The 21565-nt window shown below is 33.9% G+C and carries 19 protein-coding genes; 16 read left to right on the top strand and 3 right to left on the bottom strand.

The features are described 5' to 3' along the window. Nucleotides 1–315: 315 nt before the first annotated feature. From ERX46_RS08915 to ERX46_RS08895, 5 genes are all read left to right on the top strand, one after another. A complete protein-coding gene (locus tag ERX46_RS08915) occupies nucleotides 316–1269 on the top strand; it encodes an SPFH domain-containing protein (protein WP_130093513.1) in 954 nt (317 codons plus the stop codon). Nucleotides 1270–1369: 100 nt separating this feature from the next. Further along, entirely contained in the window at nucleotides 1370–2287 is a 918-nt protein-coding gene (locus tag ERX46_RS08910; protein ID WP_130093512.1) for a DMT family transporter, read from the top strand. Nucleotides 2288–2691: 404 nt separating this feature from the next. Further along, nucleotides 2692–3432, top strand: coding sequence for a carboxypeptidase-like regulatory domain-containing protein (locus ERX46_RS08905; protein ID WP_165366196.1), 741 nt, complete (start codon nucleotides 2692–2694; stop codon nucleotides 3430–3432). Nucleotides 3433–3736: 304 nt separating this feature from the next. Next, complete coding sequence (locus ERX46_RS08900; protein ID WP_130093510.1) at nucleotides 3737–5140, top strand: MBL fold metallo-hydrolase RNA specificity domain-containing protein; 1404 nt, start codon at nucleotides 3737–3739, stop codon at nucleotides 5138–5140. Beyond that, the gene (locus tag ERX46_RS08895) at nucleotides 5137–6129 is read left to right on the top strand and encodes a hypothetical protein (protein WP_130093509.1); all 993 of its coding nucleotides are present in this window, start codon (nucleotides 5137–5139) and stop codon (nucleotides 6127–6129) included. Before ERX46_RS08900 ends, ERX46_RS08895 begins: the two co-directional genes overlap by 4 nt. A gap of 551 nt (nucleotides 6130–6680) precedes the next feature. Here ERX46_RS08895 and ERX46_RS08890 read toward each other — a convergent pair. The 3 genes from ERX46_RS08890 to ERX46_RS08880 are packed head-to-tail and all read right to left on the bottom strand — an operon-like array spanning nucleotide 6681 to nucleotide 9247. After that, a complete protein-coding gene (locus tag ERX46_RS08890) occupies nucleotides 6681–7388 on the bottom strand; it encodes an SDR family NAD(P)-dependent oxidoreductase (RefSeq protein WP_130093508.1) in 708 nt (235 codons plus the stop codon). Further along, nucleotides 7385–8083, bottom strand: a complete 699-nt coding sequence (locus tag ERX46_RS08885) for a potassium channel family protein (protein ID WP_130093507.1) — start codon at nucleotides 8081–8083, stop codon at nucleotides 7385–7387. Before ERX46_RS08885 ends, ERX46_RS08890 begins: the two co-directional genes overlap by 4 nt. Before the next feature lie 9 nt (nucleotides 8084–8092). Beyond that, nucleotides 8093–9247 (bottom strand): cystathionine gamma-synthase, encoded by a 1155-nt coding sequence (locus ERX46_RS08880; protein ID WP_130093506.1) that lies wholly within the window; start codon nucleotides 9245–9247, stop codon nucleotides 8093–8095. Nucleotides 9248–9574: 327 nt separating this feature from the next. Between ERX46_RS08880 and ERX46_RS08875 the strand changes: the two genes are divergently transcribed. The 11 genes from ERX46_RS08875 to ERX46_RS08825 all read left to right on the top strand — a co-directional run bounded on the left by ERX46_RS08875 (nucleotide 9575) and on the right by ERX46_RS08825 (nucleotide 21422). Further along, nucleotides 9575–10789 carry a sensor histidine kinase gene (locus tag ERX46_RS08875; RefSeq protein ID WP_130093505.1) on the top strand — a complete coding sequence of 405 codons (1215 nt, stop codon included), beginning with the start codon at nucleotides 9575–9577 and terminating at the stop codon, nucleotides 10787–10789. A gap of 142 nt (nucleotides 10790–10931) precedes the next feature. Further along, nucleotides 10932–12146, top strand: a complete 1215-nt coding sequence (locus ERX46_RS08870; protein ID WP_130093504.1) for a sensor histidine kinase — start codon at nucleotides 10932–10934, stop codon at nucleotides 12144–12146. 547 nt (nucleotides 12147–12693) lie between these two features. Further along, a complete protein-coding gene (locus ERX46_RS08865; protein WP_130093503.1) occupies nucleotides 12694–14100 on the top strand; it encodes an MATE family efflux transporter in 1407 nt (468 codons plus the stop codon). Further along, nucleotides 14093–14482: an acyl-CoA thioesterase gene (locus tag ERX46_RS08860; protein ID WP_130093502.1), complete on the top strand. Its 390-nt coding sequence runs from the start codon at nucleotides 14093–14095 to the stop codon at nucleotides 14480–14482. Before ERX46_RS08865 ends, ERX46_RS08860 begins: the two co-directional genes overlap by 8 nt. A 529-nt stretch (nucleotides 14483–15011) precedes the next feature. Beyond that, nucleotides 15012–15389, top strand: a complete 378-nt coding sequence (locus ERX46_RS08855) for a GxxExxY protein (protein WP_130093501.1) — start codon at nucleotides 15012–15014, stop codon at nucleotides 15387–15389. Between the two features lie 238 nt (nucleotides 15390–15627). Continuing rightward, a complete protein-coding gene (purN, locus tag ERX46_RS08850; RefSeq protein WP_130093500.1) occupies nucleotides 15628–16203 on the top strand; it encodes a phosphoribosylglycinamide formyltransferase in 576 nt (191 codons plus the stop codon). 77 nt (nucleotides 16204–16280) lie between these two features. Next, nucleotides 16281–16715, top strand: coding sequence for a RidA family protein (locus ERX46_RS08845; RefSeq protein WP_130093499.1), 435 nt, complete (start codon nucleotides 16281–16283; stop codon nucleotides 16713–16715). Nucleotides 16716–16723: 8 nt separating this feature from the next. Continuing rightward, a complete protein-coding gene (locus tag ERX46_RS08840; protein WP_130093498.1) occupies nucleotides 16724–17308 on the top strand; it encodes a tetratricopeptide repeat protein in 585 nt (194 codons plus the stop codon). A 2-nt stretch (nucleotides 17309–17310) separates the two neighbouring features. Continuing rightward, entirely contained in the window at nucleotides 17311–17802 is a 492-nt protein-coding gene (locus ERX46_RS08835; RefSeq protein WP_130093497.1) for a GAF domain-containing protein, read from the top strand. Beyond that, nucleotides 17781–19427, top strand: a complete 1647-nt coding sequence (locus ERX46_RS08830) for an Ig-like domain-containing protein (protein ID WP_130093496.1) — start codon at nucleotides 17781–17783, stop codon at nucleotides 19425–19427. The genes ERX46_RS08835 and ERX46_RS08830 overlap by 22 nt, the downstream gene beginning before the upstream one ends. Nucleotides 19428–19490: 63 nt before the next feature. Next, nucleotides 19491–21422: a tetratricopeptide repeat-containing sensor histidine kinase gene (locus tag ERX46_RS08825; protein WP_130093495.1), complete on the top strand. Its 1932-nt coding sequence runs from the start codon at nucleotides 19491–19493 to the stop codon at nucleotides 21420–21422. Nucleotides 21423–21565 lie beyond the last annotated feature (143 nt).

Here is a 21565-nt window from a genome sequence, read left to right as displayed (position 1 = left end):
TATTTTTATAATCTTATTGAATTATCTATAGTTTCTCCGACAATCGACCTGCAAGACTTTTCATTATTTGAATCTGCGCAAAATCTGAGGGAAGAGATCAGCGTCATTCCGATTAAAATAAGGGACTAATGTCAGCGTTTCAATACAGCGCTTACTGTAATGTCATATAAATGACTTAATGTTTCGGGAACATTATAGGTGATTTAATTACACGGAATTATTGAAATGTAAAAGTTAGGTCCATATCTAACCAAACCTATTTGTTTTAATCGTTTATTAACTTCTTTATTGTAAATTCGTTCAAAACTAATAGCTATGAACGAATTTCCAATTTCCAATGTGATCATCCTTGCCATTGTCATTTTCTTGATTTACGGCATATTTTTCCTCGTAAAACAACAAACTGCTGCAATTATGGAGCGTTTTGGTAAATTTCAATCGGTTAGAGATTCAGGTTTACAACTCAAAATTCCTTTGATAGATAAAGTAGCTGGACGAATCAATTTAAAAATCCAGCAGTTGGATGTAATCATTGAAACAAAAACCAAAGATGATGTTTTTGTACGTTTAAAAGTTTCTGTTCAATTTCAAGTAATGAAAGACAAGGTTTATGAAGCTTTCTACAAGCTTGAAAATCCACAATCTCAAATTACATCTTACGTTTTTGATGTTGTACGTGCTGAAGTTCCAAAAATGGTATTAGACAATGTATTTGAGCGTAAAGACGACGTTGCAAATGCTGTAAAATCAGAATTAAACGAAGCGATGCAGGATTATGGATTCGATATTATCAAAACTTTGGTAACAGACATTGATCCAGACGAGCAAGTTAAAATTTCAATGAACAGAATTAATGCTTCGGAACGTGAAAAAGTAGCGGCTGAATTTGAAGCAGAAGCAGAAAGAATTAAAATTGTAGCTAAAGCACGTGCAGAAGCAGAAAGTAAAAGATTACAAGGTCAAGGTATTGCAGATCAAAGAAGAGAAATCGCAAGAGGTTTAGTTGAAAGTGTTGATGTCTTAAACAAAGTGGGAATTAATTCTCAAGAAGCTTCGGCTTTAATCGTGGTAACACAACATTACGATACGCTACAATCTCTTGGAGAAGAAACAAATTCTAATCTTATCTTACTTCCAAACTCGCCACAAGCGGGTAGTGATATGTTGAACAATATGGTGGCTTCGTTTACAGCGTCAAACCAAATTGGTGAAACAATGAAAAGAGTTGATGAGGAGAACAGAAAGAAAAGAGAAAAAGGTGAGGGGTAGTGAGAGGTTACTGAACTCATTTCATCGGAGTACTTTTTAAGAAGTATTAAGTATGGGCGTTTTGCAAAACGCCCTTGCTTATGCTTCTTAAAACTATAATATGAAAGATCAAAACAAAGCATATCTATACGCCATAATTGCTGTAATTTTATGGAGTACCGTCGCTTCAGCAATGAAGTTGTCATTGGGCTATTTTGATTATTTGCAATTGCTTTTTCTGGCTATTTCCTGTTCTTTAATCTCTTTGTTTTTTATTCTGGTTTTTCAGAATAAGCTAAAGGATGTATTCCAATATGAAAGAAAAGCTTATTTAAAATCGGCCGTTTTCGGGCTGGTCAATCCATTTTTGTATTATATCGTTCTTTTTAAAGCCTATTCACTATTGCCAGCGCAAGAAGCGCAACCTTTAAATTATACTTGGCCTATCATGATGACTTTACTCTCTATTCCTATTTTAGGACAGAAAATAACAGTAAAGAATTTCGTTGCAATATTCATCAGTTTCATTGGTGTACTCGTGATTTCAACAAAAGGAGATATTCTAGGATTTACATTTAGTAATCCTTTTGGCGCTTTGCTTGGTTTACTTTCAGCGGTAATTTGGGCTCTTTTTTGGATTTATAATATTAAGGATAAACGAGACGAAATCGGGAAACTGTTTCTTAATTTCCTTTTTGGAATGGTGTACATTACAATTTTTCTTTTTGTTTTTTCTGAGTTCCCTAAATTCTCTCTAAAATACTTTTCTGCTGCTGCTTATGTTGGTTTTTTTGAAATGGGAATTACCTTCGTTATTTGGTCACTGGCCTTAAAAAAGTCAACACACACCGCTAAAGTGAGTAAATTCATCTACTTGGTTCCTTTCCTTTCTCTAATCGTAATTTATTTTGTTCTCGGCGAAACCATCCTCGTTTCCACAATTGCAGGTCTTATTTTTATAGTGGTAGGATTGATTTTCGATAATATTAATTTCTCTAAACTCTTGATGAAAGTTAGGGGGAAAAAGAAAATTAGCTAATGTTTTTTTTTAAAAGCTTGAATGTATGGATGGAAGTGGCTGAACAGCGTCGAAGTCCAATACGCCCTTTATTGATCTCATAAATAGTTGAAAATATGCGCTTTAATGCATCTAGCTTTAGCTTCTAAAAATTTTTAAACCAAACAATAGATTTTGTATGTTAGACTTTTTGTCTTTTGACAAACATCTAAAATCTAACATCTAAATATTTCGCTAGATATAGAATTTTATTCTCAAATGAACCGATGACACTTATAGTCTATAGTTATTCAGTCAAGCTGTTTCACAACTATTTCAAATTAATTTATGGAATTTTTACTCCTTCCGCATCTCAATGTTGAACCAATACCAATTTATCTTTTTAATGAGTTATTAGAATGTTGAGTTGGTATATAAACATAGAAATGATGAAAACAATAATGAAAGTTATCGCAGCAATGTTCTTTGTGAATTTTGCAGTTGCTCAAGGAGCGGTTGGAGATATTCAAGGACAAATTTTTGAAGATCCAGATACAGAAAAACCAGCAATTTTCGCCAAAGTTTGGGTGGAAAGAGGTGCCACAAAATTTGGGGCCGACACAGATGAAAATGGAAGATTTAAAATTAATTCTATTCCAACAGGAATGTATGTGCTAAAAGTGAACTACTTATCGGACACTATTTCTCAAACCATTTATGCTAAAGTGGTGGCAGATGGAATAGAAAATTTAGGTCGAATTAACTTTAAAGACAAGGTAATGGAAATAGAAGGTTTTGATAAAATCGGATATTACCAAGATCCTTTAATTAGCTTCGACTTTGGTCAAGAAAGAATCAATAGTTTAGATATCGCCCAAAGTGCTGTTCGATCTGACATGAAAGCTTTAATCAGCAGCAGAAATTCTGATATAAAGATTGACGACAATGGACAAATGATGATCCGTGGATCTAGAGGGAATAACCTCGTTTCTTATATCGATGGAGTAAAAATGGATGAAGTGAAATCAATTCCCAGTGCTGCTATCGGAGCAATTACTATTTATTCTAGCGCAATTCCAGCAAAATATGGAGATACAACAGGTGGCGTAATTATCATAGAAACGAAAAGTTATTACGACTTGTGGAGAGCAGCTAAAATAAAAAGAAGTGCCGAAAAGTTAAAGTAAAATAAGAAGGTGTGTTAAAAGTGTAGTTTGAAAGAGCTGCACTTTTTTTTATTCCCCACATTTCCCTTCCTTTATTCATTCATTTGTGTTACCTTAGATAGTCTTTGCAAGAAAACTACAAATACTGCGTTATGCTTGTTTTAAATTGCAGTCATCCCCAATCTATTATTGGGGACTCCTGACAATTAAAATTCCGATAGCTATCGGAATCACAAGCCTTGTCTTTGGAATCTTCTTATCAAATACTAGAAAAGGCCTAGTTTTCTTATGGACACTAGACAAGAACTACTAAACAACACAACAAATGAAAATTACATTTGCAGGAGCCGCCAAAACAGTTACAGGAAGTAAGCACATTGTTCAATTGTGGGACAATACAAAGGTATTGTTGGATTGTGGAATGTACCAAGGAATGGGAAAAGATACGCACTCTTTAAATTCGGAGGATTTTGCAGATCCGCTTTCCGTTTCAGCTATTTTACTTTCCCATGCGCACATTGATCACTCTGGATTAATTCCAAAATTTGTAAAAGATGGTTACAGAGGGCCAATATTTTGTACCGAAGCCACACATGCATTATGTGAAATTATGCTGCGGGACAGTGCGCATATTCAAGAAGCAGATGTGCTTTATTCTAATAAAAGACACCAAAGAGAAGGTGATGCTGCTTATGAACCACTTTATCGTTTTGAAGATGTTGAGCAAGCTTTACATCAGTTTGTGATTGTTAAGGAAAATGAAATTACTGCAATAACTTCAGGAATTAAAGCAACATTTATTCCGAATGGACATATCCTAGGAAGTGCTGCCATTTATTTGAATATTGACGAAGTAAGCGAAAAACATACTTTACTTTACACAGCGGATATTGGAAGATACGACGCTACTTTAATGCGAAATCCTGAACTTCCACCTCAAGCAGATTACGTGATTTGTGAATCTACTTACGGAGATCGATTACATGACAATACCGTTGATGCAGAACAAGGTTTATTGAATGCTGTTTTGCATACTTTAAAAGATAAAAAAGGAAAATTAATAATTCCAGCTTTTAGTTTGGGACGAACCCAAGAGTTAGTGTTTGCTTTGAATAAATTGGATCTATATGGATTACTTCCAGATGTAAAAATATTTGTAGATAGTCCGTTGGCAATTGACGCAACAGATATTATGCGCCGTTATTCGCATCTTTTAAACCGAGAGGTTACACGTTTTAAGAAAGGAACCCGACACGACCCATTTGGTTTTAAAAAATTGATTTACGTTAAAGAACAAAAATATTCTCGGCGTATAAATGAATTGGATGAGCCTTGTATTGTAATTTCTGCTTCAGGAATGGCAGACGCAGGAAGGGTGAAACACCATATTTATCATGCACTAGAAAAAGCTAAAAACACCATTCTTTTTGTTGGATATGCTGAGCCAAATTCATTGGCTGGACGTTTACAAAGAGGCGATAAAGTAGTCACTATTTTTGGAGATGAAAGAAAAGTGAATGCCGAAATAGAATACATTAAATCCTTGAGTGCCCATGCAGACTACAACGAAATGATTCGTTATTTGTCAGGAAATAATTCAGGGAAATTAAAACGTTTGTTCTTAGTTCATGGTGAGGAAGAAGTTGCCGTTCACTTCAAAAAACATTTAAAAGAAAATGGCTACCATAATGTGGTTATTCCTGATAAAAACATGACCTTTGAAACATGAAATTTCGCATAAAATATCTTTTGATTTTTTCAATCGCATTATTGTATTCTTGTGGTCAGGAAGAAGTAAAAAAAGAGGAGATTCTAATTGAGCCACCGCTAACTTCGCAATTGATAAACTGGAGTGTTATGAATGCTGATGGATGGAAAAACATGAGTTTTCCAACTTGGTTTTCCAAAGAATTAATCGATTCAAATGATATTAAAACCATATTGATTGGATTTACAAATTTCAATTTTACAGACAGTATTGTCAACATTACCGATACAATGCCTTATAGAACTTTAGAAATTAATTTTGATCAAAAAGGAAGTGTGAAAAAGGTTGTCATGGCAGAATTTATTGACGGAATTCAATTGGCGCAGCACATTTTTAGTTACAAATCAGGAACAGATTCTTTGGGGTATTCAACTCCAGCAGTTTCTAGCAATGTAAAATACCGCGAAAAAAGTATGATTTCATTATTGAATACTTTACAGGAACTGCAGCAATATCAAAGATTAGTTTTAGAAGAATCAGATGAAAAACTACTTAAATATGTTGACAAAAGCAGTAAAAAAGAAATCTATCATTATTTCATCTTGGACACAGCAAATTGGAATGTCTCCTACATAGATCATAACTTTAATCCAGAAGGAAAACACCTATTTTATTATGGTTCTCCAACAGATTATCTTTCCTCTTTTTCATTGGTGAATCTAGTAGAAAAATCCCTGAAACAATCCCGTATTTATTATCCATCAAAAGCTTTAAAAAGTCAAAGTTTTCACACGAAAGATTTTACCACTAAAAGATGTTTTGATTATGATTCTACTGGAGTTTTAATGAGTATCAAAGACAGTTTAGTTTCTGCCAGCGATGAATTTCTACACAGTGATTTAGGAATTATAAAGTACAAGAATTTTCTTCCAAGTGAACTTAATTTTTTCAACGCAGATGACACTTTGAGAAAAGTTCCGGTAAAAAGAGTAAGCTTTAAATATAATTGATAATTAACAATGGACAATTGATAATTATCAGATTGTGTGCTTGGTGTTTTAGATTTAGTTCATCAATGGTTTGATTATGTTTTAGTTCTCCAAAAGTGGTAGACCAGAACTCAACCATTGCTTATGGATTTTTAAATTGAAAAATTTCAATAATGGCACTAGGCTTCGCTCTCCAACAAGATCCTACCCATTTGTAAAATCAATGATTTCACAAATAGGTAGGATGACAGTCTATAGTAGTTTTGGAGTGAAAAAAGGGGAGAAAAAGTTGATGCAGAGCATCAACTTTTTCTCCCCTTTTTTCAAAATAACCCACCTCCGACTGTCATCCCTTGTTAAAATTCTTTTTTCAACTTGTTGGAAAAGAATTTTAACAAGGGATCTCGTTAGTTGACAGAGGATCTCTTTTGTATTAAAAACAGATCAAAACCAAAAAAATGATTCCACAAAATTCGTTTTAAAACAACATGTAACCATCTAATTTTCAAACAAAACCTCGTTAAACATTAACAATTAAACATTAACCATTATTTCACGTTAACCATTAATTTTCAAATTCTCCAAATCACTCCTTCTTCTTCCGGGTGTTCTTCATTGATAAATGCATCAATTAAAACCGCCACTTCCTCTGGACTTCTCAGCTCATTATTTTCTTTTAAATCAACAAAATTTTGGTGACCAGAAAAGTTTTGTGCTCCACTTCCGCGAATAGCTTCTTGCATACGCGTGTCTACAACACCTGGCGCTATATTGAAAATTTTCGTTGATTTGCCTAATTCTTTGATTTCTTCATTTAGGGTTTCAGCAAATATATCCATCGCTGCTTTGGTGGCACAATAAGAACCCCAAGATGGAACAGGGCGCTGAGCTGCACCAGAAGTTATGTTTACAATTGTATCTACATTTTCAAAACCAAACGTCGATAAAGCATAGCTACAAAGATATTGTGGAGCAACAAGATTAACCATTGCCATATCCACATAATGCGTCAACGTTAATTCATGCGATCTTTTAATATCTCCGATGATTCCTGCATTGTTAATTAAACGAATTGGGAAGTTGTCTTTTGAGACAAGATCTAAAAGTGCAAGATCATGCAATTGGTGTTTGTCTGATAAATCACACATTACATGCGTGAAATTATCGTCTGTAATGGAATTGTTTCTCGAAATTCCGATTACTTTTTCTCCTTTTTCTAAGTAAAAATGGGCTAAGGCTTTTCCTATTCCCGATGATGTTCCTGTTATTATATAAATCATGATTCATTTACGTCAATAAAGCGCTGAACGTGTTTTGCAGTTCCGAAAACCACCAAAGTATCACGAGATTCAATTACGGTATCTCCTTTCGGAACACCAATAACATGTTGTTCTACCTCGTACTGACCTTTCTTTTTAATGTCATATTCGCGCCTCATGGTTACTAATGTCAATTGATATTTATTTCTAAAATCAATATCTTGAATTGTTCTATTGAGTACTCCTTTTGGAGGTTTTATTTCAGCAATTTCATATTCCTCAGATAACTGAAGGAAAGATAAAATTGAAGGGTTCAGCAATTTCTCTCGAATAACGAAAGCAACCTCATCCTCTGGAGTTAAGATTTCTTTAATACCGATTTTTTCTAGAATTAATCTTTGATCTGCTCCGTTTGCACGTGCAATAATTCTCTTAACACCTAAATCCATTAAATGAACTGCAGTTAGAATTGTAGCTTCAAAATTCTCACCTATGGCTACCACAGCGGCATCCATTTCTTCCAATTTCTGAGAGGATAAGATCTTAAAATCTGTACTGTTTAACGTCACAGCAAATGCAACATCATCCTTGATGTTTTCAATTTTTTCTTCATTATTGTCGAAAGCGAAAACTTGTGCTCCTTTTTCGGCAAGACGTCGGGCGATGTTTGAACCATATTTCCCAACTCCAATTACTGCAAATTTGTTAAATCCCATTTGTGTATTTTAAGCTAAAGCTTGTTTTAAATCGTTTATTAAATCTTCTGAATCTTCAACTCCAACACTTAGTCGAATCAAAGAATCTACTATTCCTGCTTCTTGTCTGTCTTTTTCTGGAAGAGCAGCATGTGTCATCGTCGCAGGGTGACAAGTTAATGATTCAACACCACCAAGTGACTCTGCAAGCGTAAATATTTCAAATTTCTCCATAATTGAATGTGCTTCTTTCCTATCGTTTCCTTTCAAAGAAAAAGAAATCATTCCACCAAAACCACGCATTTGTTTTTTCGCAATTTCATGATTTGGATGATCTTCAAAACCAGGCCAATAAACCTTGTCCACTTTCGGATGATCTTTCAAGAAGTAAGCGAGTATTTCACCGTTTTCACAATGTCTTTGCATACGTAAATGCAATGTTTTTAATCCACGCAACACCAAAAAAGAATCCATTGGTCCAGTGATTGCTCCCGAACTATTTTGAATGCGGTAAATTTCGTCTGCAATTTTTTTATTGTCGGTAACAATTGCTCCCATAACAACGTCAGAATGTCCTCCAAGGTATTTCGTTACAGAATGCATTACCAAATCTGCACCTAAATCGATAGGATTCTGTAAATAAGGTGTTGCAAAAGTATTGTCTACTGCCAACAAGATATTTGATTTCTTAGTAATCTTTGCAACCGCTTCAATATCTATAATATTCATCATTGGATTGGTAGGGGTTTCAATCCAAATTAACTTTGTGTTTTCATTTATTGTATTCTCTAATTCAGATAATTCACCCATCTTAATGAAGTGAAACTTGATTCCAAATTTCGCAAAAATCGTTGTGAAAATTCTGTAAGAACCACCGTAAAGATCATCCGTTGTAATTACTTCATCTCCTGGATTGAGCATTTTCAATACAGCATCAATTGCAGCAACTCCACTTCCAAAACAAGCGCCATATTTAGCGTTTTCTAATTCTGCCAGTGCATTTTCTAAAGCGTGACGAGTAGGATTTAATGTTCTAGAATATGCATATCCCTTGTGTTGACCAACTTTTTCTTGTTTGTAAGTACTGGTTTGGTAGATGGGAGTCATAATTGCTCCCGTGGTGGGATCAGGTTCAACTCCAGCGTGAATAGCTTTAGTTGCGAACTTGTAAGTTTTTTCTTGCATTTGATTTTTAATACATACAAATGTAAGAAAATTCGAACAGAAAGCTGAAGGTATCGACTATTAACATTAGGGTTGAAAAAGAAAACAAGTCTCTATGACAACTTACTCGCCAACTGAAGTGCTTTAATAATTGCGAAATAGTTTTAAAGGTTGGATTAGCGTTGAATACAGCTTTCAAACCACTTTCATTTTATAAACCTGAATCTATTTATCATTATTGTGGTTGTAAAATCATTATATTTGAAAAGTGGGAATATGCCTTCTATAGTATAGAGCAAATTATTTTTCACATGGATATTATATTTTAAGCTAAAAAAGACAACATTAATGAGTTTTTTTAAAATACCTGAAAATAAGTTTCCCAGTTTTCAAGAACGGGCGCAGTTTGTCTTTGTTTGGAGAATAACTATTGGTTATGCATTCATTGGCTTGCTCCTGTCTGTATTCACTTTCATACAGGACAATAGTCTTTTTAACTACTATTTAGTAGCTTTTCTAATCAGCTTAATAGGATCGTATTTGCTAAGGTCTCTAAAAGCCTATAAAGAGGTCGCTATTGTATTTTATTTCACACTCGCGGCTATAGTTTCTTTTGCCATTTTCGCCCTACCTGAGTATTTGCACCTTCAAGAAGCATTGTGGATGGTCGTTATAATTCTCACCTCCTTTTTTACCTTAGGAAATCGCTGGGGAATTTTTTACTTGATTGTCAATACGATCGTTTATTTCTTTTACTATAATTACGTCTTTAAGCCTAACGCGCATTTCATTGCCGAAATAAGTTCAAATGAGCTTTTTGTTTTATCCATCGAATTTGCAATAGCAATGTTTCTAATCGGATTCGTGATGATTCAATATGGGGTTTTAATAAATCAGGCTGTAAAAAAGACTTCAGACGCTTATGATGAATTGAAAGCAGAAAAGCAGATTGTGGAGTTTCAAAATAAAGAAAAAACAATTTTACTTCAAGAAATTCATCACCGCGTAAAAAACAATCTTCAAGTGATAGTGAGTTTATTGAGACTGCAATCAAGAGAATTAAAATCGGAAGAAGCAAAGGAAACTTTTGAAGATGCCATCACTCGAATTTTAACAATGTCACTTATTCATCAAAAACTATATCAGAATGAATCTTTAATGAATATTGATATTAAAGATTACTTGAATACCTTGATTAAAAATTTAATTGATACAGGCTCGGTAGATAAAAACATCATTTTTGTTGTTAATTCTACGCTGAAAAGTGTGAGCGCTAAAAGCATAGTGCCCTTGGGATTAATAATAAATGAATTGGTGAGTAATACGATTAAACATGCTTTTGAGAAGTCAGGGCGAATAGAACTAACCTTAACTCCGGGAGAAGGAGGCGACTTTAAAATGACGTATTTTGACGATGGTATTTGGAAAGAAAATATAGAAAAAACTTTTGGTACACAATTAATTGATGTTTTTACAGAACAACTAGATGGATCTTATGAAAGAGAAATTGCAACTATTGGAACATATTATCATTTTGAACTCACTGATGAAGTGATTATGTAATTTCAAAAAAAACAGCAATTATGTAAAATGAAACATTGCTTTACTGATGTGCTAAAAGTAAAAACTGTATATTTATGTCGAAATTAAATTTCAAATTAAAAGCGTTTGAAATTCAACAGTTTAAATAACCAACTATCCGTTTATGAGTCTATTAATGACACCGGACAACATACTTTCTAGTTTTCAAGAAAAAGCAAGATTCAATTTTGTATGGCGTATAAATTTCGTCTTTACGATTGTGGGATTTGTAATGACGGTTTTTACTTATATCATTGAAGATCGATTTTTTGTATACTATGCCATAGTCTTTTTTATTACCGTAGGCAGTCTTTTTTTCTTAAAATATTTAAGGTCCTATAGACAAGTAGCCAAAGTCCTTTATTTCACAATTTCTATAGTTTTGGGCTTGGCAATTTTTACTGTTCCTGAGTCTTTGCATCTCCAAGAAGCATTGTGGATGGTTGTATTAATCCTTTCTACATTTTTTACATTAGGAAATGGTTGGGGAAGCTTCTACTTGCTTATCAACTCAATATTTTACGGAATATATTATAATTTTCAATTTGCAGGAACAGCGCATATTAGCCTCACCATAAGACCAGATGCACTTCTTTTGCTGTCTATTGAGTTTACAATTGCTATGTTTCTGATTGGTTATGTGATGTTTCAATATGGATTGATTAATAAATATGCCTACAAACGTGCTTCTGAAGCGTATGAAGAATTGAACTCGGAAAAACAAATAGTAGAGCATCAAAATAAAGAAAACACTGTTTTACTCCAAGAGATTCATCACCGTGTAAAGAACAACATGCAAGTGATCGTGAGTCTTTTGAGAATGCAATCGAGAGAAATAGTATCAGAAGAAGCTAAAGAAAGTTTTGAAGATGCGATAACCAGAATTATGACGATGTCTTTAATTCATCAAAAAATGTATGAAAAAGAGTCTTTGATTGATATAGATATTAAGGATTACCTGAGTACTTTAATTAAAAATCTTATTGAATCAGGAGCAGTAGATAAAGATGTTCAATTCAGTGTTAATTCAAGTTTAAAAAGTGTAAGTGCTAAAAATATAGTTCCTCTCGGCTTGATAATAAATGAGCTGGTGAGCAATACAATGAAACACGCTTTTGTTAAATCTGGCAGAATCGAGTTAACTTTAAGTCCAGGCGAAGGACGAAGCTTTAATATGACTTATTTTGATGACGGTAAATGGAAAGAAAACGGTGAACAAACCTTCGGTACACAATTAATTGAGGTTTTTACAGAGCAATTGGAAGGAACCTATAAACGTGAAAATAATGATACTGGAACCTACTATTATTTCACTTTAACGGAGGATGACATCGAATGATAATGATGAAATCCCCGCTAATTGTACGGCAGGAATTCAAAGTAAAAAGGAGGATGCAGACTATTTTTTTCTAATATTTATAATTCAAAGTAAAAACACATTTCTGTTTTTTTTCAAACGTATCAGCCAAGAGAAAGGTTGTTAAATCTTCGTGTTTTTCTACAAACTTCATACGGATTTAAATAGAGTTGAATTTGTTCCTCGAAATATATCTTTTGTTATGCAAACCATACTGCTCATAAAGCAGTCATTTTATTGGTCTCAGAAATAGTTAAAGCTATGTACTTTGGTGCATCTAGCTTTAGCTTCTAAAAAGTTTCAAATTAAAAAATAGATATTAGACAACAGACAAAAAATCGAATGTCTAACATCTAAATGTTTGGAGAGCTGTAGAATTTTATTCTCATTTGAACCTATGGTACTTTCAGTCCATAGTGGTTCATTTCTTAGGTATTATTGGCAGAATAAGCGGAATATCATTGTTTTTCAATTCAAAAATAAATTACCTTCGTCAACATTTTTAAAATCCATGTGTTAGCATACAAGAATGAAGTCGACAGATAAATTTGGTACCGCTCCTTTAGGGAAATTATTGGCAGAGCAAGCTATTCCAGCATCAGTTGGGATTCTTACCATGTCGATTTATGCCATTGTTGATACTATTTATGTTGGTCATTTCGTCGGTCCAGAAGGAATTGGTGCAATCACAGTTGTTTTACCCATTACTTTTTTGATTTCGAGTATAGGAATGGCAATTGGTGTGGGAGGCTCTTCGGTTCTTTCAAGAGCATTAGGAAATGATAAGCGCAAGAAAGCATTTAAAACTTTCGGAAACCAAGTAGTGATGACCTTATTTTTGGCTGTCTTCTTCGTTATTTTAGGTGCGTTTTTCACAGATGACATCATCCATGTATTTGGTGGAATGGGGGATATTGAAACTCCAGCAATAGAATATTTTACTATTCTCTTATTTGGTGTTCCCTTTCTGGCGTGGGCTATGATGAGTATTAACGTTATTCGTGCAGAAGGTTATCCAAGGGTAGCGATGTATGCGATGATTGTCCCAGCGATTATAAATTTAATTTTAGATCCTATCTTTATTATTGTTTTTGATATGGGAATAAAAGGAGCTGCATGGGCAACAACAATTTCCTATATAGGAAGCGCTGCCTTTACTTTACGTCACTTTATTTATGGTAAGTCAGCATTAAAAATCTCAATAGAAAATTGTAAACCATCCTTCCCAATCATAAAAGAAATTGCATCCTTAGGTTCGGTTACATTGGCCCGACAAGGTGTAATAAGTGTTTTGGCAGTCGTACTCAATAACTCACTTTATTTTTATGGAGGAGAACAAGGTTTGTCCGTTTATGGAATAATAAATCGGGTTTTAATGTTTGCTAATTTCCCTGTACTAGGCATCACACAAGGTTTTGTACCAATTGTTGGATATAATTATGGAGCGAAATTGAAAGACCGTGTTCAACAAATTGTAAAAATATCTATTGGTTGGGCATCAGGGATTTCAGTGGTTTTGTTCATAGTACTTATGACTTTTGCTGCAAATATCTCGGAACTATTTACTTCTGACCTCGATTTAATTAAAGACACAACTCCAGTTATTCGTACGGTATTCTTAGCCACACCTTTATTAGCGGTGAGTTTAATTATTAGTGCCTACTTCCAAGCGATTGGTAAAGCTGGTCCAGCACTGTTTTTAGCCTTAACGAAACAAGGAATATTTCTCATCCCACTTGTTTTAATTTTACCTCTGTATTTTGGTTTAAATGGAATTTGGATGGCATTTCCTATTGCTGATGTTGGAGCGGCTTTGGTAAGTTTTGCTTACTATAAAATGATCCGCACAAAGTACGCTAAAAGAGAAGAATTGGATTTAAAACAAAACCCAAAAGTTGAAAATTTAGAACCTTTAGAAAAATTAGAAAATGAGTAAAACCCTAGAAGAAAGAAAGGCAGCCGCTGAAACAAGGATTTTTAAAGCAGTTTTCCCAAACACAACCAATCACTACGATACTTTATTTGGAGGAACAGCCCTACAATTAATGGATGAGGTAGCTTTTATTTGTGCCACAAGATTTAGCAGACAAAAGGTAGTAACAGTAAGTTCTGATCGAGTAGATTTCAAAAAACCAATTCCAAGTGGAACCCTAGTAGAACTTGTCGCGAATGTTCACAAGGTAGGAAAAACAAGTATTGTCGTTTCTGTAGAAATATTTGTTGAAGAAATGTATTCAGAAAAAAGAGAACAAGCAGTTCACGGAACTTTCACAATGGTAGCTGTAGACGATGAGAAAAACCCAGTAGCGGTATGTTAAATACAATAATCTCCTAACCAACTTCCTAACAAAAGCACCACCCAAACCAACCACCAAACTTCACCCCACCCCAAAAAAACCAATATAAACACGCGACTAAAATCTGCATTAATCTGCGGGAAAACCACCCAACCACCCAACCATTGCAACATCCCCACCCAACCACGAATAACTCTAAACCCAATAAAAACACGCAACTAAAATCTGCAAAATCCGCGATAATCTGCGGGAAAAACCACCCACCACCCAACCATTGCAACATCCCCACCCAACCACGAATAACTCTAAACCCAATAAAAACACGCAACTAAAATCTGCGAAATCCGCGATAATCTGCGGGAAAAACCATCCAACCACCCAAAAAAATCCCCACCCCCAAAAAAAACACCCCCCCAATCCACCATTTAACCAATTATTCTACGTAACTTAATTTAAGCTAGGATTATAAAACGAAAAAACCTCAAAATTTTCTGTTAATACATTCTACCACCAAAATCAATATAAATCAACATTAACAAAAGAATTAATCATGACAGAAAACGACATCTCATACAAGATTAGAGGAGCGATATTCAACATCTATAACAATCTCGGCCCAGGATTACTAGAATCAGTCTACTCAGCAGCATTAGTGTACGAATTAAAAAAGGCAGGATTAAAAGTAAAAAAAGAAGTGCCAGTCCCTGTTTATTACGAAGGAGAAAGACTAGAATTAGGCTTCAGATTAGATCTACTAGTAGAAAAGAAAGTAATTATTGAAATTAAATCGGTAGAACGCTTAGCAGGAGTTCATCACAAACAAGTATTGACCTACCTCAAGATTACAAATCTAAAACTAGCAATACTGGTTAACTTTAATGTAGAAAATATTAATTCAGGGATTTATAGGAAAGTGAGTGGGTTGTAAGGGGTAAGTCTCCCGCAGATCTCGCAGATTACCGCAGATGTGGGGGCGTGTTATGGTGGAAAGTTTTCCCGCAGAGGATTATTTATTTAATTCAAATTTTTACCAAACCAAACCCCAACCAAAAAAAATCTGCGAAATCTGCGAAAATCTGCGGGAAACAAAAAACCAACCACCGAAAAATCTGCGGGAAAAAGAAATCTGCGAGCCGATTTACCAAAATAAGCTTATTTTTACCCCTATGAACACAAAACGCATCGCTATCTTCGCTTCTGGATCAGGGAGCAACGCAATCAAACTCATCGAGCACTTTGATAAATCACCTGAAATTAATGCAGTTTTACTATTAACAAATAATGAAAACGCAGGAGTCTTAGAAAAAACAGAAGAATTCATAGATCAAGTAGTCATCAATAATGACGGAGCAAATGATGGATCTTTCCTAACAGAATTAATGCAAGAAGAACGCATAGATTACATCATATTAGCAGGCTATTTAAGAAAAATACCGAACGAATTAATCAAAGCATACCCAACACAAATCATCAATATCCATCCTGCATTATTACCAAAATATGGTGGCAAAGGAATGTATGGAATGAAAGTTCATCAAGCAGTTCTAGACAATAAAGAAACAGAATCGGGTATCACAATACACCTAGTAAATGATATCTACGACGAAGGCAAAATTCTTGCACAATACAAAGTTGAACTATCTCCAAAAGATGATGTAAATACAATTCAGAAGAAAGTATTGGTAGTAGAGCATAAACATTTTTCAGAAGAAGTAGAAAAGTATATTCAGGAGCAAGGATAAGAAAATATTTTACCTTTCAATAAATTTGATTCAACCCACTTCAATTCCGTATATTTGTGCAATTAAAGAAATTGGATATGTCAAATCAAGAAAAATTCAGTACGAATAACGCACCAAAACCAGTGGGTTTATACCCGCATGCAAGAAGAGCAGGAAATTTACTTTTCTTATCTGGAGTTGGACCAAGAACAGCTGGTTCGGACGCTACAGACTCTCATGTTCCAGGATTAGAATTAGATAAAAACGGAAACTTTATTAAGTTCGATTTCGAAGCACAATGTCGTCAAGTATTTGATAACGTACGTGCCATTTTGGATGCATCAGGTTCAAGCTGGAATGAATTGATTGACGTTCAAGTTTTCTTGGTAAATATGAAGAGAGATTTTCATACTTACAATAAAATATATGCTGAGTATTTTAAAGATAATCAGCCATGTAGAACAACAGTAGAAGTGTCTTCATTGCCAACTCCTATTGCTATTGAATTAAAATGTATTGCAACAATTGATTAATTAAAATTATGATTGGATTTATTCTTAGAGTTATTATCGCCGTATCGGCATTGGCTTTTAATGTTTATTTATTTTACTCTGGATCTTGGGGATGGGGAATTACAATGATTCTTCCTTTGGCTATTATTTGGGTGACTTTTTGGCGAAATGAAAATGTGATTATCGCTCTTTATCAAATGCGTTTGGGAAAAATAGATAAAGCTTGGAATGCATTAAATAGAATCAAAGCACTACAATTCTTACCTAAAAAGCAACACGCTTATGTTCTTTATTTAAAAGGAATGTTGGGTTTACAACATGATTTAGGTTACGCACAATGTGAGCAAATGATCCGTAAAGGACTAAACATGGGTTTGAGGACTAAACAAGATCAAGCCGTTGCACACATGCAATTAGCAGGGATTTGTATGCAAACTGGCCGTAAAAATGAGGCTAAAATGTTGTTGGCAGAAGCTAAGAAATTAGATACTAAAAATATGCTGAAAGAGCAACTTGCTACGATGAAGAAACAAATGGGAATGGTCGCTTCTCCTAACCAGATGCGCCAAGCTCAAATGCACAAAGGAAGAAAGAAAACTCCAAGAAAAAGGTAAGAATGGCAGAGGATCTCAGCATAGTTGTGGGTTCAAAAGAGGAAAAGTACAGAACCCTTATTCCTCAATTGAAAGCCTTGTGTGAGGGGGAACCTAATCGTGTGGCTAATCTTGCAAATGTTGCAGCCGCCATCAAACAAACTTTTGATTATTATTGGGTAGGTTTTTACCTTGTTGATAAAAAATCTGATAATGATGAATTGGTTCTCGCTCCTTTCCAAGGTCCAATTGCTTGTACCCGAATCAAAAAAGGAAGAGGTGTTTGTGGAACTGCTTGGGAAAAAGCTGAAACTATTTTAGTAGATAATGTTGATGAATTTCCTGGACATATCGCTTGCAGTAGTCTATCGAAGTCTGAAATCGTTGTTCCATTAATTAAAAACAATGAAGTAATTGGTGTTTTTGATTTAGACCATGACCACGTTAAAGCATTTGATGAAGTAGATCATAAATATTTAAACGAAATTTGTTCATGGCTCGCTTCAATTATATAATCTGGGGAATTCTCTCTTTATTGCTCGTTGCTTGTGGACAAGTGGGCTCAATAACAGGTGGTGAAAAAGACATAACAGCTCCAGGAATTATTCAGGAAAGAGTGAATCCACCTATGGGAAGTATTAATACATCTCCTCAAGAAATCACAATTCCTTTTGACGAATTTATTGAGTTTAATAAACCAGCTGAAAATATTCGTGTTACTCCCGCAGATGTAAAACTAGATTATACCATCAATAAAAAATCTGTAGTTTTAGCTGTTAAAACAGGAGAGTGGAAACCAAATACAACATATACAGTTTATTTAAATCGTGCCGTTAAGGACATTACCGAGGCCAATGATTCAATAATAGCTTATGTTTTTTCAACAGGAAACTTTCTAGATTCTTTAAAAACAGCAGTACAAGTTCAAGACGCTTATTCTGGAAAACCAGTTTCTGGAGTTACGGTTGGTTTGTTCACGCAAAAACTAATTAACGATACAAGTAAAGTTGAACCGCGTTACTATGCTTCAACAAATGAAGAAGGAATCGCATTCTTTCAATACATAAAAGACACCACTTTTTTCATTTATGCATTTGAAGACGATAACTTAAACAATCGATTAGATGCTACTGAAAAACGAGCGATTTTAAACAGGCTTGTTGAATTAGATACTGTTTTCGAAACAGTTCCAACTATCCGACTAATGGCACCAGAAGCGAATGAATTAAATATCATAAGTAATGAAGTCATCCCAACATCTACGTGGTGTTTAAGCTTTAATAGGCCTTTAAGCGAAGAAGAAAACTTCAGTTTTATAGCTCCACAACCTGCTCATGTAATTTGGAATAAAACAAAAGATTCTTTAAGTGCTTTTTATGAATCTTCTTCAAATTCTGGATCATTCTCAGGTGTATTGCAATCATCAGAAAAAAGTGATACAATAATCAAAAAGTATTTTATTAAGGATAAAAAGGAGTTGGTATTGAAAATATCAAACAACTTGTCTAAAAATCAATTGTGGGCAAATGATACCTTGAAATTAAAAGCGAATGAACCTTTTGTTTACTTTGATCAAGCACCAATTGTTTTTGAGGCGATTAAAATAAAAGATACTGTGAAGTCTTCTTTAGATTTTGAAGTAATAAACCACAGTTCGATTGAAAAGCACATCTATTTCGATAAGAAAAATATAGAAAAAGTATTCATTAGTATTCCACCAGCTGCTGTTCAAGGTCAGAATTATGCTTTAAATGATAGCATAAACTTCAATTTTTCAGTGCAAAAGGAGAAGGAAACTGGAGTTATGATAGTTGAGTTTGATACTATTCCTGAGTATGGAGTATTGGTTATCAGTAACAAAGCAGCGAAATACGAAAAAAGGGTTGTTTTTGATGGTGTTGAAAAAACAGACCATAGAATAGAGTATATGCAACCGGGTGAATATAGTTTTCACTACATTTATGACTTAAATAGGGATGGTAAATGGACAACCGGATCTATATTTAATGATGTTGAAGCAGAGGTTATTGAATGGTTTTCGTCCAAATCTACAATTAGAGCGAATTGGGAAGTCAAAACGACATTGCCAATTAAGGTTGTGAAAATGCCAACTGATGAAGAAATTGAGGTTGAAGAATAGTTAATTAATACCATTATTTTTTTGAAGTGATCTTTGCTTAAACTTTTGACAATAAACGTGCTTATGATTCAAAAAACGACTAAATACTTTTTGTTGTCTGTATTGTGTCTAATAACTTGGACTTCTTTAGCGGCTGCAAATAATAACGACAAAGAAGAATCACAAGCTCAAATCAAAAAATCAATTGAATCTAATTTAAAAAAGATCATCTATTTTGATTCTATTAAAAATGTCGACAGCTTAGATTTTTACTTAGAGATAGGAGAGCGATTATGTGAAAAAACAAAACTTTCAAGAACTGAAAAGAGTGATTTACATTATTCTGTGGGTCAAATATATTCATTAGTCGGTTCAGGTTATTACAGAAAGAATGAATTAGCAGAAGCATTAATTTTCTTTGAGAAAGCTGTGAATATCTTTCATTTACTTGACATAAAAAATGAATTAGCAAGGTCTTTAAATAATTTGGCCATTATCTATTTAAAAATAGGAAATCAGACCAAAGCATTAAAATACTTACATAGATCAACTTCTATATTTATTGATACAAAAGATTCTATCGCAACTGCCTTAGGTTATAATAGTATTGCTAAAATCTATAGAGATCAAGTTGATCTTCCACGAACGCAAGAGTATTTAGATAAGGCTTTATATATAGCTCGAAAGTTAAATAATTCTGATGTTTTGTCGAGCGTTTTAAACTCAACTGCCGGACTAAAAAAAGAATTAGGTGATGTAGAAGGTGCTTTATCAATGTATAGTGAAGCACTCTCATTTGCTAAAAATGCTGAAAATGAAATGAAATCCGCCTTGATTTTAAATAATCTAGGAGTAATTCACAAAGAAATGGGTGAATTAGAGGAGGCCAAGGCATATTTTGAACGTGCTTATAAAATTTCTATTGATAATAATTCTACTTTTGGAAAGGTGTTTACATTGATCAATTTAGCAGATTATTATTATCTATCTCAAAATTATTTCAAGGCTTTAGAATTTAGCAAGCAAGCATTTGAGATAAGTGAGCATACAGCCAATAATGAAGGGAAGTACAAATCAGTTCTTCTTTTAATTAAAATCAGTGAAGAACAGAAAGATTGGGAGCGCACTGCTTTTTATCAAAAAATATTGATAAAGTATAATGAAAAAAACGAAAAGCAAATTATAGAACAAATTTCTAATCAAGAAACCATTCGGTATAAATTAGAAAAAGATAAAATCATATCTAATAATAAAGAAGTTCAAGCCCAGCTTAATAGTGAGAAAGAGATGCAAAGATTGAATTTCTACTACATCATATTAGTCATGATCTTTATTGTATTAATAACTTTCTCATTGATCATTTATTCTCGTTTAAGGTCTTCAAGGGAAGCAAATAAGAACATTACAAAGCAAAGTGAAGAGCGTAAACTTCTACTGCAGGAGGTTCACCACAGGGTTAAAAACAATTTTCAAATTGTCTCAAGTATGTTGCGTCTTCAGTCCTATAATTTCGACAATGAGATATTACGCCAAAATTTTGAAGAGGCGGTGAATAGAATTAACGCCATGGCGATCGTTCGCGATGTTATTTATCGTCAAGAGAAATTTAGTGACATCGACTCCAAAACATACCTAGAGAAACTTGTGAAAAATCTTCACAGGTCTGGAGATAGCCGAATTTTAATAGCTATTGAATCAGAAGAAATTCCATTCAAAATTGAGACATTAATAAACCTAGGAATAGCCTTGAATGAACTAATAACAAATTCGTTCAAACACGCTTTTAATGATACAATATTTCAACCAAAAATTAGTATTTCATTAAAAACAATAGATCATAAAACTTATGAATTGATCTACAAAGACAATGGAATTGGTATAAATCAAGATGATTATAAATCAAGTTTCGGAATGGAATTAATCGAAACAATAATCTCTAATTTTGATGGTGAGGTTACTTTTGCCCCAGAAATGAATTGGAATACCTTGATCAAGATAACCTTTACGGAAGATTGAATTATCTGTTATTGAGTTATTTACTGTTCATATTCTGGACAGTATTCAATCCTTAATTAGTCTTTGAATTACGATAAAAAAGCTATTTTTTGATACACATATTTTTTTTTAATCGATAGAACTTATGCAACTAACTATGTGTA

Source organism: Brumimicrobium glaciale (genome assembly GCF_004152935.1).
Taxonomy (GTDB): Bacteria; Bacteroidota; Bacteroidia; order Flavobacteriales_D; family Crocinitomicaceae; genus Brumimicrobium; species Brumimicrobium glaciale.
This window is presented reverse-complemented; position numbering and strand designations above follow the sequence as displayed.

Bases quoted from the DNA above. Each gene is read 5' to 3' on its own strand.
- ERX46_RS08825 (WP_130093495.1), top strand. From the start codon at position 19,491: ATGATTCAAAAAACGACTAAATACTTTTTGTTGTCTGTATTGTGTCTA.
- ERX46_RS08885 (WP_130093507.1), bottom strand. From the start codon at position 8,083: ATGGGATTTAACAAATTTGCAGTAATTGGAGTTGGGAAATATGGTTCA.
- ERX46_RS08895 (WP_130093509.1), top strand. From the start codon at position 5,137: ATGAAATTTCGCATAAAATATCTTTTGATTTTTTCAATCGCATTATTG.
- ERX46_RS08845 (WP_130093499.1), top strand. From the start codon at position 16,281: ATGTCAAATCAAGAAAAATTCAGTACGAATAACGCACCAAAACCAGTG.
- ERX46_RS08860 (WP_130093502.1), top strand. From the start codon at position 14,093: ATGAGTAAAACCCTAGAAGAAAGAAAGGCAGCCGCTGAAACAAGGATT.
- ERX46_RS08835 (WP_130093497.1), top strand. From the start codon at position 17,311: ATGGCAGAGGATCTCAGCATAGTTGTGGGTTCAAAAGAGGAAAAGTAC.
- ERX46_RS08875 (WP_130093505.1), top strand. From the start codon at position 9,575: ATGAGTTTTTTTAAAATACCTGAAAATAAGTTTCCCAGTTTTCAAGAA.
- ERX46_RS08840 (WP_130093498.1), top strand. From the start codon at position 16,724: ATGATTGGATTTATTCTTAGAGTTATTATCGCCGTATCGGCATTGGCT.
- purN (WP_130093500.1), top strand. From the start codon at position 15,628: ATGAACACAAAACGCATCGCTATCTTCGCTTCTGGATCAGGGAGCAAC.
- ERX46_RS08855 (WP_130093501.1), top strand. From the start codon at position 15,012: ATGACAGAAAACGACATCTCATACAAGATTAGAGGAGCGATATTCAAC.
- ERX46_RS08870 (WP_130093504.1), top strand. From the start codon at position 10,932: ATGAGTCTATTAATGACACCGGACAACATACTTTCTAGTTTTCAAGAA.
- ERX46_RS08905 (WP_165366196.1), top strand. From the start codon at position 2,692: ATGATGAAAACAATAATGAAAGTTATCGCAGCAATGTTCTTTGTGAAT.
- ERX46_RS08900 (WP_130093510.1), top strand. From the start codon at position 3,737: ATGAAAATTACATTTGCAGGAGCCGCCAAAACAGTTACAGGAAGTAAG.
- ERX46_RS08880 (WP_130093506.1), bottom strand. From the start codon at position 9,247: ATGCAAGAAAAAACTTACAAGTTCGCAACTAAAGCTATTCACGCTGGA.
- ERX46_RS08910 (WP_130093512.1), top strand. From the start codon at position 1,370: ATGAAAGATCAAAACAAAGCATATCTATACGCCATAATTGCTGTAATT.
- ERX46_RS08865 (WP_130093503.1), top strand. From the start codon at position 12,694: ATGAAGTCGACAGATAAATTTGGTACCGCTCCTTTAGGGAAATTATTG.
- ERX46_RS08915 (WP_130093513.1), top strand. From the start codon at position 316: ATGAACGAATTTCCAATTTCCAATGTGATCATCCTTGCCATTGTCATT.
- ERX46_RS08890 (WP_130093508.1), bottom strand. From the start codon at position 7,388: ATGATTTATATAATAACAGGAACATCATCGGGAATAGGAAAAGCCTTA.
- ERX46_RS08830 (WP_130093496.1), top strand. From the start codon at position 17,781: ATGGCTCGCTTCAATTATATAATCTGGGGAATTCTCTCTTTATTGCTC.